The organism is Thermus kawarayensis JCM 12314 (assembly GCF_055393575.1).
In genome coordinates this window covers 629,666-644,521 of the sequence record NZ_AP043756.1, presented here as the reverse complement: position 1 = coordinate 644,521, position 14,856 = coordinate 629,666, and the positions used below count along the sequence as shown (strand labels likewise).

General features: G+C 69.4%; 15 protein-coding genes and 1 pseudogene. 5 read left to right on the top strand and 11 right to left on the bottom strand.

Annotated features, from left to right (window positions below):
- Positions 1-25: 25 nt before the first annotated feature.
- The 7 genes and pseudogenes from tatC to ACZ5RK_RS03840 all read right to left on the bottom strand — a co-directional run bounded on the left by tatC (position 26) and on the right by ACZ5RK_RS03840 (position 6,822).
- The gene (tatC, locus tag ACZ5RK_RS03870; RefSeq protein WP_054647762.1) at positions 26-769 is read right to left on the bottom strand and encodes a twin-arginine translocase subunit TatC; all 744 of its coding nucleotides are present in this window, start codon (positions 767-769) and stop codon (positions 26-28) included.
- A complete protein-coding gene (locus ACZ5RK_RS03865; protein WP_054647763.1) occupies positions 766-987 on the bottom strand; it encodes a Sec-independent protein translocase subunit TatA/TatB in 222 nt (73 codons plus the stop codon). The genes tatC and ACZ5RK_RS03865 overlap by 4 nt, the downstream gene beginning before the upstream one ends.
- Before the next feature lie 45 nt (positions 988-1,032).
- Positions 1,033-2,397, bottom strand: coding sequence for a bifunctional UDP-N-acetylglucosamine diphosphorylase/glucosamine-1-phosphate N-acetyltransferase GlmU (gene glmU / locus ACZ5RK_RS03860; protein ID WP_464909735.1), 1,365 nt, complete (start codon positions 2,395-2,397; stop codon positions 1,033-1,035).
- 4 nt (positions 2,398-2,401) lie between these two features.
- Positions 2,402-3,351 (bottom strand): annotated as a pseudogene (trmB, locus tag ACZ5RK_RS03855) (tRNA (guanosine(46)-N7)-methyltransferase TrmB).
- Positions 3,352-3,360: 9 nt separating this feature from the next.
- On the bottom strand, positions 3,361-5,148 hold the full coding sequence (locus tag ACZ5RK_RS03850; protein ID WP_464909734.1) for a menaquinone biosynthesis decarboxylase: 1,788 nt from the start codon (positions 5,146-5,148) through the stop codon (positions 3,361-3,363).
- Positions 5,149-5,164: 16 nt separating this feature from the next.
- The gene (locus tag ACZ5RK_RS03845; protein WP_464909733.1) at positions 5,165-5,503 is read right to left on the bottom strand and encodes a YraN family protein; all 339 of its coding nucleotides are present in this window, start codon (positions 5,501-5,503) and stop codon (positions 5,165-5,167) included.
- A complete protein-coding gene (locus tag ACZ5RK_RS03840) occupies positions 5,491-6,822 on the bottom strand; it encodes a PASTA domain-containing protein (RefSeq protein ID WP_464909732.1) in 1,332 nt (443 codons plus the stop codon). The genes ACZ5RK_RS03845 and ACZ5RK_RS03840 overlap by 13 nt, the downstream gene beginning before the upstream one ends.
- Before the next feature lie 56 nt (positions 6,823-6,878).
- On the opposite strand from ACZ5RK_RS03840, the gene ACZ5RK_RS03835 reads away from it, so the two are divergent.
- Complete coding sequence (locus ACZ5RK_RS03835; RefSeq protein WP_054647798.1) at positions 6,879-7,421, top strand: NAD(P)/FAD-dependent oxidoreductase; 543 nt, start codon at positions 6,879-6,881, stop codon at positions 7,419-7,421.
- A gap of 36 nt (positions 7,422-7,457) precedes the next feature.
- On the opposite strand, the gene ACZ5RK_RS03830 is transcribed toward ACZ5RK_RS03835, so the two are convergent.
- Complete coding sequence (locus tag ACZ5RK_RS03830) at positions 7,458-8,228, bottom strand: SDR family NAD(P)-dependent oxidoreductase (protein WP_464909731.1); 771 nt, start codon at positions 8,226-8,228, stop codon at positions 7,458-7,460.
- A 4-nt stretch (positions 8,229-8,232) separates the two neighbouring features.
- Positions 8,233-9,354, bottom strand: coding sequence for an alanine--tRNA ligase-related protein (locus ACZ5RK_RS03825; protein WP_054647594.1), 1,122 nt, complete (start codon positions 9,352-9,354; stop codon positions 8,233-8,235).
- 19 nt (positions 9,355-9,373) lie between these two features.
- Here ACZ5RK_RS03825 and ACZ5RK_RS03820 point away from each other — a divergent pair, with 19 nt between their 5' ends.
- From ACZ5RK_RS03820 to ACZ5RK_RS03805, 4 genes are all read left to right on the top strand, one after another.
- Positions 9,374-9,793, top strand: coding sequence for a HEPN domain-containing protein (locus tag ACZ5RK_RS03820; protein ID WP_464909730.1), 420 nt, complete (start codon positions 9,374-9,376; stop codon positions 9,791-9,793).
- Positions 9,774-10,103: a nucleotidyltransferase domain-containing protein gene (locus ACZ5RK_RS03815; protein WP_054647592.1), complete on the top strand. Its 330-nt coding sequence runs from the start codon at positions 9,774-9,776 to the stop codon at positions 10,101-10,103. The genes ACZ5RK_RS03820 and ACZ5RK_RS03815 overlap by 20 nt, the downstream gene beginning before the upstream one ends.
- The gene (locus tag ACZ5RK_RS03810; RefSeq protein ID WP_054647591.1) at positions 10,100-10,822 is read left to right on the top strand and encodes a pseudouridine synthase; all 723 of its coding nucleotides are present in this window, start codon (positions 10,100-10,102) and stop codon (positions 10,820-10,822) included. Before ACZ5RK_RS03815 ends, ACZ5RK_RS03810 begins: the two co-directional genes overlap by 4 nt.
- Before the next feature lie 113 nt (positions 10,823-10,935).
- On the top strand, positions 10,936-12,108 hold the full coding sequence (locus ACZ5RK_RS03805; protein WP_464909729.1) for a VanW family protein: 1,173 nt from the start codon (positions 10,936-10,938) through the stop codon (positions 12,106-12,108).
- Here ACZ5RK_RS03805 and ACZ5RK_RS03800 read toward each other — a convergent pair.
- Positions 11,990-12,253, bottom strand: a complete 264-nt coding sequence (locus tag ACZ5RK_RS03800; RefSeq protein ID WP_464909728.1) for a cupin domain-containing protein — start codon at positions 12,251-12,253, stop codon at positions 11,990-11,992. The two genes, ACZ5RK_RS03805 and ACZ5RK_RS03800, sit on opposite strands and share 119 nt — an antisense overlap.
- Positions 12,253-14,787 (bottom strand): type I DNA topoisomerase, encoded by a 2,535-nt coding sequence (gene topA / locus ACZ5RK_RS03795; RefSeq protein WP_464909727.1) that lies wholly within the window; start codon positions 14,785-14,787, stop codon positions 12,253-12,255. Before topA ends, ACZ5RK_RS03800 begins: the two co-directional genes overlap by 1 nt.
- Between the last annotated feature and the right edge of the window lie 69 nt (positions 14,788-14,856).

Below are 14,856 nucleotides of genomic sequence, written 5' to 3'. Positions count from 1 at the left end.
GTATGGGCCAAGCCCCAAGCGGGTGTCAAGCCGCCTCTTCCTTGGGCCTTTGCCTCTCCGCCAGGCGGGCCACCAGGACGGAGATCCAGTAGAGGACGAGGAGGGGCAGGGTGACGATGGAGAGGGAGACCACGTCCACCGTGGGGGTGATGACCGCCGCCAGGGTGAGGAGGAGGACCACGGCCACCCGCCAGTTGCGGGCCAAAAAGGCGGAGGAGAGGATCCCCAGGCGGGCCAGGAGGTAGCTCACCACCGGCATCTCAAAGACCAGGCCCATGACGCCCATCATCATCAGGATCTGGCCCATGTAGCGGCCGATGGAGATCTGAGGGGTGACCACGTCCCCCAAGAAGCCCAGGAGGAAGGGGACGGCGAAGGGCAGAAAGCCGTAGTAGGCGAAGAGGGCCCCCAGGGCGAAGCTAAACCCCGCCCCCAGGAGGAAGGGCACCGCCAGGCGCTTCTCGTGCTCGTAAAGCCCGGGGGCGATGAAGGCCCAGACCTGGTAGACGATGAAGGGGAGGGCGAGGACCAGGCCCCCAAAGGCCGCCACCTTAAGGGAGACCAAGAAGGGCTCGGTGATGTCCAGGACGATGAGGTTGATCTGGATGCCGTTCTGCTTGGCCGCCAGGTCCAAGGGCCGCTTGAGCCACTCCAGAAGCTGGACCCTAAAGGTCCAGGCCACCCCCGTCCCCACCGCCCAGGAGAGGAGGGCCCAGATGAGGCGGCTACGCAGCTCCTCTAGGTGTTCTACCAGGGGGGCTTCCTTCAAGCCTTGGGCTCCTCCTGGGGCTTAGGCCCCGGCGCGGGCTTGGGCTCCTCCTTCACCTCCACGCTCTTCTCCAGTTCCTCGCGGATCTCCTGGGCCCCTCGCTTGAACTCGCGGATGCTCTGACCCAAAGAACGGCCAAGCTCGGGGAGCTTCTTGGGCCCGAAGATGAGGAGGGCCACCACCAGGATCACCAGGATTTCCGGCATGCCCAGGTTCATGATCTCCAGTTTATCACCGGGAGGCTGAAGGGAGGATGAAGCGGATCATCCCTCCTCCCCAAGCTTCTTCCGGGCGTAGCCCTCGAGGTTCCGCTGCCGACCCCGGGCCACGGCCAAGGCGCCCTCGGGCACGTCCTGGGTGATGACGCTCCCCGCTCCCACCAAGGCGTGGTCCCCCACCCGCACCGGGGCCACCAGGACGCTGTTGGAGCCGATGAAGGCCCGCTTGCCGATCACCGTCTGGTGCTTCCTTTTGCCGTCGTAGTTGGCGGTGATGACCCCGGCCCCCACGTTGGTCCCCTCCCCCACCTCGGCGTCCCCCAGGTAGGCCAGGTGCCCCGCCTTCACCCCCTTGTGGAGGAGGCTCTTCTTCACCTCCACGAAGTTCCCCACGTGCACCTCCTCCATGAGGACCGCCCCGGGCCTGAGCCTGGCGAAGGGTCCGGCGGAGGCCCCGGGGTAGAGGTGGGACCCCTGGGCCACGGTGTGGCTTTCCACCCTGGCCCCGGGCTCCAGCACCGTGTCCTCCAAAATGGCGTAGGCCCCCACCTCGCACCCCTCGCCCACCCGGGTCTTCCCCTTGAGCACCACCCCGGGCCAGAGGGTGACGTTGGGGGCGAGCTCCACCGAGGGCTCCAGGTAGATGGTCTCGGGGAGGATCATGCGCACCCCCTTCCCCATCCACTCCGAGCGGAGCCTTCCCAGGAGCACCCCCTCCACCCGGGCGAGCTCCTCCCGGGTGTTCACCCCCAAGGCCTCCTCCGCCACCCCCCGCACCGCCCGCACCCTCCTCCCGTGGGCCCGGTATATGGCGATGAGGTCGGGAAGGTAGTACTCCCGGGCGGCGTTCTCGTCCTTCACCTCCCTGAGGGCACGGAAGAGGAAGCCATCAAAGGCGTAGGCCCCGGCGTTCACCTCCCGGAGGGCCTTCAGTTGGGGAGAGGCGTCCTTCTCCTCCACGTTGGCCAAGACCTCCTCCCCCTCCCGGAGGATCCGGCCGTAGCCCGTGGGGTCTTCCAGCTCCACGGTGAGGAGGGCCATTCCCACCCCCGTCTCCACCCTTTCCAGAAGGGCCTTCAGGGTCCTAGGGGAAAGGAGGGGGGTGTCCCCTTGGGTCACCAGGAAGGGACCCGGGAAGTCCCTAAGAAGGCCCTCCGCCTGCAGAAGGGCGTGGGCGGTGCCCAGCTGGGCCTCCTGGTGAGCGAGCTCCACCGGGTAGCCCCGAAGGGCCTTCTCCACCTCCTCCCTTCCGTGGCCCACCACCACCACGAGGCGCTCAGGCTTAAGGGCCAAAGCCGCCTCCACCGCGTAGAGGAGCATGGGCCTCCCCAGAAGGGGGTGGAGCACCTTGGGCAGGCGCGACCGCATCCTCGTCCCCTGCCCGGCGGCCAGGATCACGTGGGCGTGCATAGGGCTATCTTAGCCCCTCCCCGGTGTGGTCCTGCACCACCCTTAGGCCCAGGGTCTCCAGGAAGCGCACCAAGGCCGCCACCGCCTCCCTGACCCCACGGGTGATCAGAGGGCTTCCAAAGCGGCTCACCCCGGCGTAGATCCCGTGGGCGCTTCTGCGCACCTCCAGGAGGAGGTCCTGGGTCAGGTCCTCCTCTTCCAGGTGGGTGAGGACGTAAACCCCTCCCCCCCCTTGGCCACCTCCAGGAAGACCGCCACCCCCTCCTCCAGGGCCACGGGCGTCCTTCCCAGGGGCAGGGTTTCGGGCAAGGTTCCTTCCAAAAGGGCGTGGGCCACGGCGTACCTCCTTATGGGGGGCCAAGGGGTGGGGTCCTCGGCCACCTTGGTAAATACGGCGTGGAAAAAGGGCCTCCCCGCCTCCTTCCATTTGAGGGCGTACTTGGTGCGGAGGTGGTCCCCCGGGGGAGGCCTCACCTCTATGCGGTAAAGGCCGGTCTTTTGGGCTTCCTCCAGGGCGAAGCGGAAGTACCCCTCGTGGTCCGTGGTGAGGAGGAGGGCCCCCCCTTCCCCAAGCCTGGTGGAGAGCCTCCGGAAAAAGGCCTCCTGGAGGAGGCGCCTTTCCTGGTGGCGCTTCTTGGGCCAGGGGTCGGGGAAGTTGACGATGACCCGGTCCAAGCCCCCGGGGGGCACCAGGTTCCTCAGGGCGAAGGGGCCTTCCCCGTGGTAGAGGCGGACGTTTTGCAGGCCCTCCCGGCGCATCCTCCGGTAGGCCCTAAGGACGCTCCCCGCCGAGACCTCGGCCCCCAGGACGAGCCAAGAGGGATGGGCCTTGGCAAGCCCTGCGGTGAAGCGCCCGTCCCCGAAGCCGATCTCCAGGACCAAAGGACCTTCCCGCCCGAAGAGGTCCTTAAGGGTTGGGGGCCAGGAGGGAAGAAGGGCGGGGCGCACCAGCACAAGGGGGGATTATAACCCGTACTCCTCCCAGCGGGCGTCCACCAGGGCCTTCACCCTAGGGTCCATGCGGACCCTCTCGGGCCAGACCCTCTGGAAGCCTTCCTCGGGAAGCTTCCTCGTGCCGTCCAGGACCAAGACCGGCCCCTCCACCCCCTCCAGGACCCGGGCGTCCCGCTCGGGGTCTATGTTGTTCAGGACGTACCAGAGGAGTTCCTCCGGGGTGGGGGCGGTGTCCTGGTCGGCGAGGAGGAGGAGCCTTATCCCGGCGCTCTGGGGGTGCTTTAAAAGCCTTTCCGCCACCTCCCAGGCCTGGTGGGGGCGGCGCTTCTCCAGCACCACCCCCCAGAGGCCCGGCCACTGCCTCTGGGCCACCACCTCGGGGTCAGGGGGTAGCTCGGGGTGGGCCCTGGGGGCGAAGGCCACCTCCCCCCCCTCCTCGGGGAGCTTCCTCGTGCCGTCTATGACGAGCTTCCCCCCGAAGGCGAAGGCCCTTGCGCTGTGGTCCAGGACGTCCAGGGGGCCCCGGAGGAGGAGGGTGTCCCGCCCCGGGAGGGCGTGGCGGAGGGCCTCCAGGAGCGCGGGGAAGCCCGGCTTCACCGGCACCCCCTCGTCCAGGGCCACGAGGACCTTGGCGAACATCATCTGCCCGAGGCCCAGCATCCCGTAGGCCACCTTGTAGGCCTGCCCCGGGTACTCCTTGCGCAGGCTCACGTTCACCCAGTTGTGGGCCACCCCTTCGGGGGGCATGTGGTAGTCCACCACCTCGGGGAGCACCAGGCGAAGGGCGGGGAGGAAGAGCCTTTCCGTGGCCTCGATGAGGTAGGCGTCCTCCATGGGGGGAAGCCCCACGAGGGTGGCGGGGTAGACGGCCCCCTTTCGGTGGGTAAGGGCGGTGACGTGGAAGCGGGGGTAGAGGTCTATAGGGGTGTAGAAGCCCGTGTGGTCGCCGAAGGGGCCCTCCTCCACCAGGGGCTCCTCGGGGTCTATGTAGCCCTCGAGGACAAACTCCGCCTCGGCGGGTACGGGGAGGTCTATGGTGACGCCCCGGGCGAGCTCCACAGGGGCCCCCCGCAGGAAGCCCGCCAGGTGGAACTCGCTCACCCCCGGCAGGGGGGGCAGGGGGGCGGTGGCGGCGTAGGTGAGGACCGGGTCCCCCCCCAAGGCCACGGCCACGGGGAGCTTCTTCCCCAGCCTCCTCGCCTTCTCCAGGTGGCGGCGTCCCACCTTGTGCAATTGCCAGTGCATGGCGGTGCTCCTTCGGTCCAGGACCTGCATGCGGTACATGCCCAGGTTGAGCTCCCCGGTCTCCGGGTCCCGGGTAATGACCAGGGGAAGGGTGAGGAAGGGCCCCCCGTCCAGGGGCCAGGTCTTGAGGACGGGAAGGCGGAAGAGGTCCACCTCCTCGCCCCTCCACACCACCTCCTGCACCGGGGCCTTGCGCACCCGTCTGGGGAAGAAGCCCCCAAGGAGGGGGAGCTTGGGAAGGAGGGCCAAAAGGGCGGAAAACCCCCCCTTCCCCGGCTTCAGGGCCAAAAGGACCTCCACCTTGCGGGCAACTTCGTCCAGGTCCTCCACGCCCAGGGCGAAGGCCGTGCGCTCCCGGGTGCCGAAAAGGCCCATGGCCACGGGGAAGTCTTTCCCCACCACCCGCTCGAAGAGGAGGGCGGGGCCTCCCCTTTTCACCACCCGGTCTGCGATCTCGGCCATCTCCAGCTCGGCGCTCACCGGGACCTTGATGCGGTGGAGCTCGCCCCGCCTCTCCAAGGCCTCGAGGTAGGCCCGAAGGTTCCTAAACACAGGCCTTAGCTTACCCCTAGAGCTCCAGGACAAGGTGCTCCAGGCGGAAGTCGCCGGGGGTCCCCTGGACCAAGACCGCCTCGAGGCGCACCGGCAGGTCGTCCCGCCCCAGGAGGAAGCGGGCGCTTTGCAGGAGCCTCCTCACCTTCCCCGGAGTAATGGCCTCCAGGGGCGCGCCGAAGCGGGCGGAGGCCCGCTGCTTCACCTCCACCACCACGTAGACCCCCTCCTTCTCCAGGAAGAGGTCCACCTCCCCAAAGGGGGTGCGGCGGTTCCTTCCCAGGAGGCGGTAGCCCTTCCCCAGGAGGAAGCGCAGGGCCTCCTCCTCGGCCCACCTTCCCCTCAGGGCGCCCATTCCTGGAAAAGCTCCCCGTCCAGGTAGAGGCGGAAGCGGGCCTCTCCCTGGACCTGGTAACTCCCCTCCAGCCGCAGGCCTTCCCGTCCCATCCCCTGGTAGACCACCTGCTCCCCCCGCTCGTCCAGGAGGACCAGGCGCACCTCCTTGCCCTCCGCCTCCGGGGGGAGGTTCAAGGCCAGGCTCACCGTGCGGGCCTGGGGCTCGGGAGGGGCCGGGGGCAGGAGCACCTCCCCCCGCACCGCCACCCGGAGGCGCACCCCGCCCCCCGGGGGCACAGGGGTGCCGGGAGCGGGGTCCTGGGCCAGAACCGTGCCCTCGGGGGCCCCCGAGGGCACCTCCTCCACCTGGGCCTGAAGGCCGGCGGCGTTCAGGAGGAAAAGGGCCTCCTCCCGGGAAAGGCCCGTGAGCTTGGGCAGGGGCACCGAGGCCCCTTCCCTCGCCCCTTGGGAGAGGAGGAGGCGCACCCCGCCCCCCGGGGGCACGGGGGTGCCGGGGGAGGGATCGGTGGCCAGGACCACGCCCAAAGGCTTGGCGCTGGGCAGAAAGGCCTTCCCCGCCACCCGGAAGCCGAGCTCGGCAAGCCTGGCCTCGGCCTCCTCCTCCCGCAGGCCCTCGAGGGGAGGCAGGGGGTTCAGGCGGGCCTGGTTCAGCACCAGGCGCACTGCCCGCCCGGCCCTGAGCCGGGTGCCGGGCGGGGGGTCCTGGTCCAGGACCACCTCCTTGGGCCGGGTGGGGTCGTTCCCCTCCACCACCTCCAGGCGCAGGCCCGTGTCCTTGAGGAGGAGAAAGGCCTCGCGGGCGCTCTTGCCCACCAGCTCGGGCACGGCGTACTCCGGCGGGTTGAAGTAGCGGTAGAGGCCCTGGCCCAGAAGCCAGAGGCCCAGGGCGAGGAGGAGGAGGCCCGGGGCCACCCCGAAGAACCGGCCCCCGGGCCGGGGCGCCTGGGTCCTGGGGAGCCTGCCCTGAAGGGGCCAGGGGGAGAGGTAGGCTACCCCGTCCTCGGCCATGGCCAGGTGCTCCCGCCCGAAGCCCAGGGGGGCCAGGGCCTCCAGGGCCTCCTTGGGCGGGGACTTTCGGGCCAGGGGCCTTTCCGGGAAGAAGACGTAGTGGCGGCCCGGCTTGGCGGAGACCTGGGCCTCCAGAAGGCCCTGCTCCGCCAGCCTGCGCACGGCGGCCCGGAAGCGGTAGAAGCGCTCCTTGTCCTCCGGGGTCTTCACCTCAAAGAAGAAGACCAACCCCCCCTCTACCCGGTAGAGGGTGACGCCCTCCTGGGCCCTTAGGGTCTCCAAAACCGGGTAGCGGTCGTCCAAAAGCATGCGCCGCCCATTATACCCGGCGCTTAAGCCCTCCCTCGCCTATACTTTGAGGTGCTATGTGGGACGTTCTCGTGGTGGGCGGGGGGCCTTCTGGGCTTTCCGCCGCCCTTTTCCTGGCCCGGGCCGGGCTCAAGGTCCTGGTGCTGGACGGCGGCCACGCCAAGATCGCCCAGGTGCGCCAGGTGCCCAACTACCCTGGGCTACTGGACGAGCCCTCGGGGGAAGAGCTCCTAAGACGCCTGCGGGAGCACGCCGAACGCTACGGGGCCGAGGTGCGGAAAGGCCTGGTGCGGGGAGTGCGGGACATGGGCGGGGTCTTTGAGGTGGAAACCGACGGGGGCCCGGAGGAGGCGGAAAGGCTCCTCCTCTGCACCCACAAGGACCCCACCCTGCCCTCCCTCCTGGGCCTCACCCGCCGGGGCACCTACATAGACACCGACGAAGGAGGGCGCACCAGCTACCCCCGGGTCTACGCCGCCGGGGTGGCCCGGGGCAAGGTGCCGGGCCACGCTATTGTGAGCGCCGGGGACGGGGCCTATGTGGCCGTGCACCTGGTCTCCGACCTCCGGGGCGAGCCCTACAAGGACCACGCCCAGTAGCCTCCCGTGCCCCAGAAATCCCCCGGGGCCCTGGGACTACACCGGGCGGCCCGCCATCATGAAGCTCGCCGTCATCCCCCCGTCCACGGGGAGGATGGCCCCGGTGATGAAGCTGGCCCTCTCCGAGGCCAGGAAGAGCACGGCCTCGGCCACCTCCTCGGGGAGCCCGAGCCTCCTTAGGGCGTGCAGGTCCTCCCAGTCCCGGCGGGTCTTCTCGGGGTCCTCGGAAAGCATAATGGCTTCCAAGACCGCCTCCGTGGCGATGGCCCCCGGGGCCACGGCGTTCACCCGGATGCCCAAGGGAGCGAGGTCCAGGGCCAAGGAGCGGGTGAGGTTAACAAGCCCCCCCTTGGAAGCGTTGTAGGCGGCGTTTTCCTGCTCGGCAAAAAGCCCTTGGACGCTGGCCACGTTCACGATGGCCCCACCCCCCACCTTTTGCATCTCCCGGGCGGCCAGGGCGGAGAGGTGCATGGGGGCGGTGAGGTTCACCTCCAAGGCCTTCCGCCACTCGGGAAGCCGCACCGTGAGGGCCGAGCCGGGGACGGCGATGGCGGCGTTGTTCACCAGGACGTCCACCCGCCCCAGGGCGTGGGCCGCCTCCTCCAGGAAGCGCACCCGGTCCCTCTCCTCGGCAAGGTCCGCCTGGACGAAAAACCCCCCGATCTCCCCGGCCACCTCTCTCCCTTCGGGCCTCAGGTCGGAGAGGGCCACCATGGCCCCCTCCCGGGCGAAGGCCCGGGCGATGGCCCGGCCGATGCCCCTCGCCCCCCCCGTGACCAGGACCCCCTTCCCCTCAAAGAGCCCCATGCCCCTAGCTTAAAAGCCCCAGGGCCTCCGCCACCCGCTCCTTGGGCAGGGCCCCCTGGACCACCTCCTTCCCGCCCCCCTTGGCCCCCAGGGCCTTGAGCCTCTCCAGGACCTCCTGGCGCCTCGGTCCAAGGAGGACGAAGCGCCCTTCCGGGGAGACCAGGAGGAAGGTCTTCCCGCTTTGGGAAAGAAGGGCCTTGGCCAGGTCCCCGAGGACCGGGGCGGGCGCGAGGAGGGCTTTCTCCTCCAAGGCCTTGGGGAGGAGGGCTTCCACCAGGGCCTCCTTGAGGGCCTGGTTCTCCCCCTTGAGGGCGTAGACCTCTTCCTGGAGATTTCTTAGAGGCTTTTCCAGGTCCAGGGGGTTCGTGGAGAAGGAGAGGGCCAGGCGGGCGAGGAGGGCGTGCTTGGCGTGGTAGTCCTCCAGGGCCTCCCACCCGGCCGTGAAGTAGACCCGGGTTCCCCCCTTGTACCGTTCCCACTTGAGGACCTTGATGGGCCCCGCCTGGGCGCTGGTCTTGAGGTGGGTCCCCCCACAGGCCGCCAGGTCAAAGTCCCCGATCCGCACCAGGCGCACCTTGCCCCGGACCTTGGGGGGGCGCCTTAGGGGGTAAAGGGCCAGCTCCTCCTGGGAAACCGAGAAGGCCTCCACGGGGTAGTCGGCGTAGACGGCGAAGTTGGCCAGGGCCTCGGCCCTCTGGATCCCCGCCTCTTCCGCCTCCTCCTCCAGGTCCACGGTGCACACCGGGGAGTCCAGGCTCACGGCCACGGTGTGGTACCCCCCCGCCCGCAGGAGGGCCTGGGAGAGGAGGTGCTGGGCGGTGTGGCGCTGCATGTGGCGGAAGCGCCTTTCCCAGTCGATCTCCCCCTCCACCTCCGCCCCCTCGGGGACGGGGGCGGAAAGCACGTGGACCACGTCCCCGAAGGCCTTCTCCTCCTCGTAGGCGTGGAGGACCCGGACCTCGCCGAAGACCCCCCGCAGGACCCCGGTGTCGGCGGGCTGCCCCCCGGACTCGGGGTAGAAGAGGGTCTGGGAGAGCACGGCGTAATGCCCCCTTGGGTCGCTCCAGGCCCTCTCCACCCGGGCCTGGAAGCGGGTGGCGTAGCTGTCCAGCTGGTAAAGCCTCATGCCCCTTAGGATAAGGAGGATGGCGCCCTTGGACCGGGAGGAGTTTGCCAGGTGGTTCGCCCAGGCGCGCCACACCCTCGCCTCCGGGGAACGGGACCTGGAAGAGGGGGACTACGACTGGGCGAGCTCCAAGGCCCACCAGGCGGCGGAGTACGCCCTTAAAGGCCTCCTCCGCGGTCTGGGAAGGCCCGCCTTCGGCCACGCCCTCTTACGCCTTATCCAGGCCCTCCGGGAAGCCGGGGTGGAGGTGCCTGAGGAAGTGGAGAAGGCGGCCAAGGGGCTGGACCTACACTACATCCCCGCCCGTTATCCCGACGCCTACCCGGAAGGAAGCCCCCACGAATACCACACAGAAGAGCGAGCCCAGGAAGCTCTGGAGGCAGCCAGGTTGTCCCTCGCCTGGGTGGAGGAGGTGTGGCGTGGCCTCGAGGGGACTTAAGGCGAGGCTGGAGGCCTGGGAGGCCCTCCTCGCCGAGGCCCGGGAATACGCCAGGCGGGTGCGGGAGGCCTTGGGAGAAGCCCGGGTCTTCCTCTTCGGTTCCGTGGCCCGGGGGAACTTCAACGTGGAAAGCGACATAGACCTCCTCGTGGTCTCCCCCAACCTGCCCAAGGACCCCCTGGAGCGCTTGGCCCTCCTGCAAGGGCTGAACGCGGGACGGGTGGAGGCCCGGGGGCTCACCCCCGAGGAGTTCTCCCGGCTGAAGGCCAAAGGCGCCCTCTGGTGGCTGGAAGGGGCCGTGGAGCTATGAAAGGGGAAAGGCTGGATAGGCTCCTCGCCCGCCTGGGCCTGGGAAGCCGCAAGGAGGTGGCCCGGCTGGTGCGGGCAGGGAGGGTGCGGGTCCTCGCCAGGGTGGTGAAGGACCCCGGCTTCCACGTGCCGGAGGGCGCCTCTCTGGAGGTGGACGGCAGGCCCCTCGCCGTGCGCCGCCACCTCCACGTCCTCCTGCACAAGCCCCAAGGCTTCGTGACCAGCAGGGCCGAGGGCCCCTCGGTCTACGCCCTCCTCCGGGGCTTCCCCACCCGGGACCTCTCCCCGGTGGGCCGACTGGACAGGGACGCCGAGGGCCTCCTCCTCTTCACCACGGACGGGGAGCTTCTCCACCGCCTCACCCACCCCCGGCACAAGGTGGAAAAGCGCTATCTGGTGCGCCTGGAAAGGCCCGTGGGGCCCAAGGACCAAGAGGCCTTCCAGAAAGGGATGCTCCTAGACGGTAAGAAGACCCTCCCCGCCGAGCTACGTCCCTGGGAAGACCCCACCTGGGCCGAGGTGGTCCTCAAGGAGGGGCGTTTCCACCAGGTGAAGCGCATGTTCCAGGCCCGGGGAAACCGGGTGCTCTACCTCAAGCGCCTGGCCCTGGGCCCCCTGGAGCTTGGAGATCTTCCCCTGGGCCAGGCCCGGGCCCTCAGGGAGGCCGAGGAAGAGGCACTCTACCGGGCGGTGGGGCTCACCGGGGATGGGCCATGCTAAGTACCCCACCGCGGCTTTCGCCGCGGTAGGGGCCCCAAAAAAATCTCCCCCCAGCCCCGGCTTGGGCATCCCTTGTTGCGAAACCAACGTGCGGGCACTTAACCTCTACCCTTATGAGGTCTCTGGTCCTGGCCTTTCTTTGGGGGCTGGCCTTGGGCCAAGGGGTGGAAGCCCTCTTGGTGATCCAAGAAGAAGCCATTGAGGACGGGGAACTCCGCACCTACACCGGGGTGAGGCGCTACCCCGTGGCCTCGGAGGGGGAGCTCAAGGCGCTCCTAAAGGCCCTTTCCCGCCCTCCCCGCCCGCCCCGCTTCGTCCTCCAGGAAGGGAGGTGGCGGGGGGTGGAGAAGAAGGGCCTCTCCTTTGACGAGAAGGGAGCCCTGGCCGCCTACCGGGAGGCCCTGGCCGGGGGCCGAAAGAGCTTCCGCCTCCCCGTGCGCTACACGCCCCCAAGCCCGAGCCTGAGGGAGCTTCACGCCCTCGGGGTGCGGGAGCATCTGGCCACGGGGGAGACGGACTTCCGGGGCTCCAGCCGGGAGCGGCTCCACAACCTCCTCCTGGCCTCCAGCAGGCTGGACGGCCTCCTCATCCCTCCGGGGACCTTCTCCTTTAACCGGGCCCTGGGGCCCGTGAGCGAGGAGGAGGGGTACAGGGAGGCTTTCGTCATCGTGGGGGACCGCACCGAGCAGGGGGTGGGGGGCGGGGTGTGCCAGGTCTCCACCACCCTCTTCCGGGCCTTCTTCTTCGCCGGGCTTCCCATCCTGGAGCGCCACGCCCACAGCTACCAGGTGGCCTACTACAAGCCCACGGGGCTGGACGCCGCCGTGATCCAGCCCTACAAGGACCTCAAGGTCCTGAACGACACCCCGGGGCACATCCTGGTCCAGCGCTCCGTGGTGGGCACCAGGCTCCGCTTCCACCTCTTCGGCACCAAGGACCGGGAGGTGCGCTGGGAGGGCCCTTTCGTGAGCGACCGCAAGCCCCCTTTGCCGCCCCGGGAGATCCCGGACCCCACCCTCCCCCCGGGGAGGCGCAAGCAGGTGGACTTCGCCGCCGAGGGGGCCAGGGTGGAGGTGCGGCGGGCGGTGCGCCACCGGGACGGGCGGGTGCGGGAGGACCGGGTCCTAAGCCTCTACCGCCCCTGGGGGGCGGTGTACCTGGTGGGGCCTAGGCCGGAAGCTCCAGAAGCACCGCCCGCTCCACGGGAAGGAGGCGGTGGGGCTCCCCCACCCAAGCCCCCTCCCCCCGCCGAAGGTGCAGGTACCGTCCCTCCGGCAGGTCAATGACCAGCTCCCCCTCCAGAAGGAGGTAGAAGGCCCTTTGGGAACGCTCCTCCCCTTCCCTTAGGGCGTAGGCCTTTAGGGGAAGGCCCGGCACCTCCACCCGGCCCTCCCGGGCCAGGCGAAGGAGGTGAAGCTTGTAGCTCTGCATCAGGCCGGGGCCACCTCCTTCCGGGCCCGGCCCTTTTTCATGCGGAGCTTAAAGAGGGCCCGCCGGGCGAGCCTCGCCTCCTCTTGGCCCAGGGTCTTGCCCTGGGCCAGGGCCTCCGCCGCCCGGCGCTCCTCGGGGGGAAGCTCCTGGAGGAAGGGCTCGAGCTCCTCCCAGTCCTTGGGCGGGGCGGCCTTCAAGGTAGCTTCGCTGACCTTGGAGGACCTCCTGGCTCCTCGGCCTTGGCCCGGGGGCGGAGCGACCTTGGGGGCAGGGAGGAGCCTGGGGTCGTGCTCCGGGCAGCCGGGGTTTAGGCAGGCCCCCTCCCCCTTCTTCACCAGGGGCCAGCCGCAAGCCGGGCAGGTCCTGTCCAGGAGGGGGTAGAAGGAGAGGAAGTCGCAGGCGTTGTTCTCGCACTTGTAGTAGGGCTTGCCCCGCCTGCTCCGCTTTTCCAGGACCCGGGCACCGCACTTGGGGCAGGTGTGGCCCGTGGGGCGGCCGTCGTCCCGGGTGTAGTCGCACTCCGGGTAGCCCGAGCAGGCGATGAAGCTCCCGTACCGCCCCTCCTTCCGGAGAAGGGGCCTTCCGCACTTGGGGCAGGCCTCCCCGATGGGCTCGGCCTCCTTTCTCTCCAGGGGTTCGGTGTAGGTGCACTCGGGGTAGCCCGTGCATCCCAAGAACTGGCCGTAGCGGCTTACCTTGAGTTCCAGCGGCCTGCCGCACTTAGGGCAGGTCTTCTTGGGCACCTGGGCGAGCTCCCCCAGGAAGGGCTCGTAGAACTCCCAGACCACCTTGGGCCAGGGGGCCTTGCCCTCCTCCACCTCGTCCAGGCGGTCCTCCATCCGGGCGGTGAACTCGTAGGCCACCACCTGGGGGAAGCGCTCCTTGAGGTAGTGGGTTACCCGGCGGCCCAGGGGGGTGGGGAGGAGGGTGCGCCCCCTTCTTTCCACGTAGCCCCGCTTCTCCAGGGTCTCGAGGGTGGGGGCGTAGGTGGAGGGGCGGCCGATCCCCAGCTCCTCCATGGTCTTCACCAGGCTGGCGTCCGTGTAGCGGGGCGGGGGCTCGGTGAAGTGCTGCTCGGGGACGGCCCGAAGGAGCTCCGCCAAAGCCCCTTCGGGCAGGGCGGGCACCGGGGGGGCTTCTTCCTCCTCCTCGTACGGGCCCCGGCCCCAGGCCCTGAGGTAGCCCTCAAACTTGAGGACCGAGCCCGAGGCCCGGAAGACGTAGCGGCCTTCCTCGTCCTGGAGGAGGAGGGTGGTTTGCTCGTAGAGGGCGTCCTTCATCTGACTGGCCAGGAAGCGCCGCCAGACGAGCTCGTAGAGGCGGTACTCCTCCTCGGAAAGGTACTTGCGCACGCTTTCCGGGGTGCGCCTCGGGTCCGTGGGGCGGATGGCCTCGTGGGCGTCCTGGACCCCTTCCTTTCGGTTCCTGTAGACCCTGGGGGCCTCCGGCAGGAACTCCCTCCCAAAGGCCTCCCCGATGACCTCACGGGCCAGGGCCAGGGCCTCCGGGGCCACCCGCACCGAGTCCGTGCGCATGTAGGTGATGAGGCCCACGGTGCCCTCGGGGAGGTCCACCCCCTCGTAGAGGCGCTGGGCGATGCGCATGGTGCGGCTTGCGGTGTAGCCCAGGCGGCTGCTGGCGGCCTGCTGCAGGGTGGAGGTGGTGAAGGGGGGCGGGGGGGATTTGCGGCGCTTTTGCACCTCCACCCGGGCCACCCGGTAGGCGGGCCTGCCCACGGCCTCCGCCAAGGCCTTGGCCTCGGCCTCGCTCCTCAGGTGAAGCCGCCCCTCCTTCTCCCCTTGGCCCGCCCAGAGGCGCTTCCCGTCCGTTTCCAGGAGGAGGGCGGTGAGGGTCTTCCCCTCCACGAAGAACTCCCCGGCCAGGGTCCAGTACTCCTCCTGCCGGAAGGCCTCTATCTCCTCCTCCCGCTCCACCACGAGCCTCAGGGCCACGCTCTGCACCCTTCCCGCCGAAAGGGCCCGCTTGCGGAACTCCAGGGAGAGGAGGGGGGAGAGGTTGTACCCCACCAGGCGGTCCAGGACCCGCCTCGCCTGCTGGGCGTCCACCAGGTTCTGGTCAATGGGCCTGGGCCTTTCCACCGCTTCCCGCACCACCCTTGGGGTGATCTCGTGAAACTCCACCCGGATGGGCTCCTTAGAGTCGCGGTTCAAGAGCCTCGCCAGGTGCCAGCCGATGGCCTCCCCTTCCCGGTCGGGGTCGGTGGCGATGAGGAGGCGCTTGCCTTGGGCGGCCTTCTTGAGCTCCTCCACCACGGGCTTCTTGTCCTTTTTCACCTCGTAGGTGGGGGCGAAGTCCCGCGCCACGTCCACCCCCAGCTCCCGCTCCGGCAGATCGGCCACGTGGCCCCGGCTCGCCCGCACCTCGTAGCCGGGCCCCAACATCTTCTGGATGCTTTTGGCCTTGGCCGGGGACTCCACCACCACCAGGGTAAGGGCTCCCTGGGAGGCGGTTCCTCGGCCAGGCCTGGAGGGACTACGTTCACCGGATTTTGGGCGCTTGCCTTTCGTGGGCATCGCCCCCTATTTAGGGGGGTGGGGCGGGGCTTGTCAAGATAGGGGCCCAAAGGGGTGGGGGACTTTCAC

Coding starts and splice junctions, on each gene's coding strand:
- topA (WP_464909727.1), bottom strand. CDS start 14,787: ATGCCCACGAAAGGCAAGCGCCCAAAATCCGGTGAACGTAGTCCCTCC.
- ACZ5RK_RS03825 (WP_054647594.1), bottom strand. CDS start 9,354: ATGAGGCTTTACCAGCTGGACAGCTACGCCACCCGCTTCCAGGCCCGG.
- ACZ5RK_RS03865 (WP_054647763.1), bottom strand. CDS start 987: ATGAACCTGGGCATGCCGGAAATCCTGGTGATCCTGGTGGTGGCCCTC.
- ACZ5RK_RS03805 (WP_464909729.1), top strand. CDS start 10,936: ATGAGGTCTCTGGTCCTGGCCTTTCTTTGGGGGCTGGCCTTGGGCCAA.
- ACZ5RK_RS03840 (WP_464909732.1), bottom strand. CDS start 6,822: ATGCTTTTGGACGACCGCTACCCGGTTTTGGAGACCCTAAGGGCCCAG.
- ACZ5RK_RS03845 (WP_464909733.1), bottom strand. CDS start 5,503: ATGGGCGCCCTGAGGGGAAGGTGGGCCGAGGAGGAGGCCCTGCGCTTC.
- ACZ5RK_RS03820 (WP_464909730.1), top strand. CDS start 9,374: ATGGCGCCCTTGGACCGGGAGGAGTTTGCCAGGTGGTTCGCCCAGGCG.
- glmU (WP_464909735.1), bottom strand. CDS start 2,397: ATGCACGCCCACGTGATCCTGGCCGCCGGGCAGGGGACGAGGATGCGG.
- ACZ5RK_RS03835 (WP_054647798.1), top strand. CDS start 6,879: ATGTGGGACGTTCTCGTGGTGGGCGGGGGGCCTTCTGGGCTTTCCGCC.
- ACZ5RK_RS03830 (WP_464909731.1), bottom strand. CDS start 8,228: ATGGGGCTCTTTGAGGGGAAGGGGGTCCTGGTCACGGGGGGGGCGAGG.
- ACZ5RK_RS03800 (WP_464909728.1), bottom strand. CDS start 12,253: ATGCAGAGCTACAAGCTTCACCTCCTTCGCCTGGCCCGGGAGGGCCGG.
- ACZ5RK_RS03810 (WP_054647591.1), top strand. CDS start 10,100: ATGAAAGGGGAAAGGCTGGATAGGCTCCTCGCCCGCCTGGGCCTGGGA.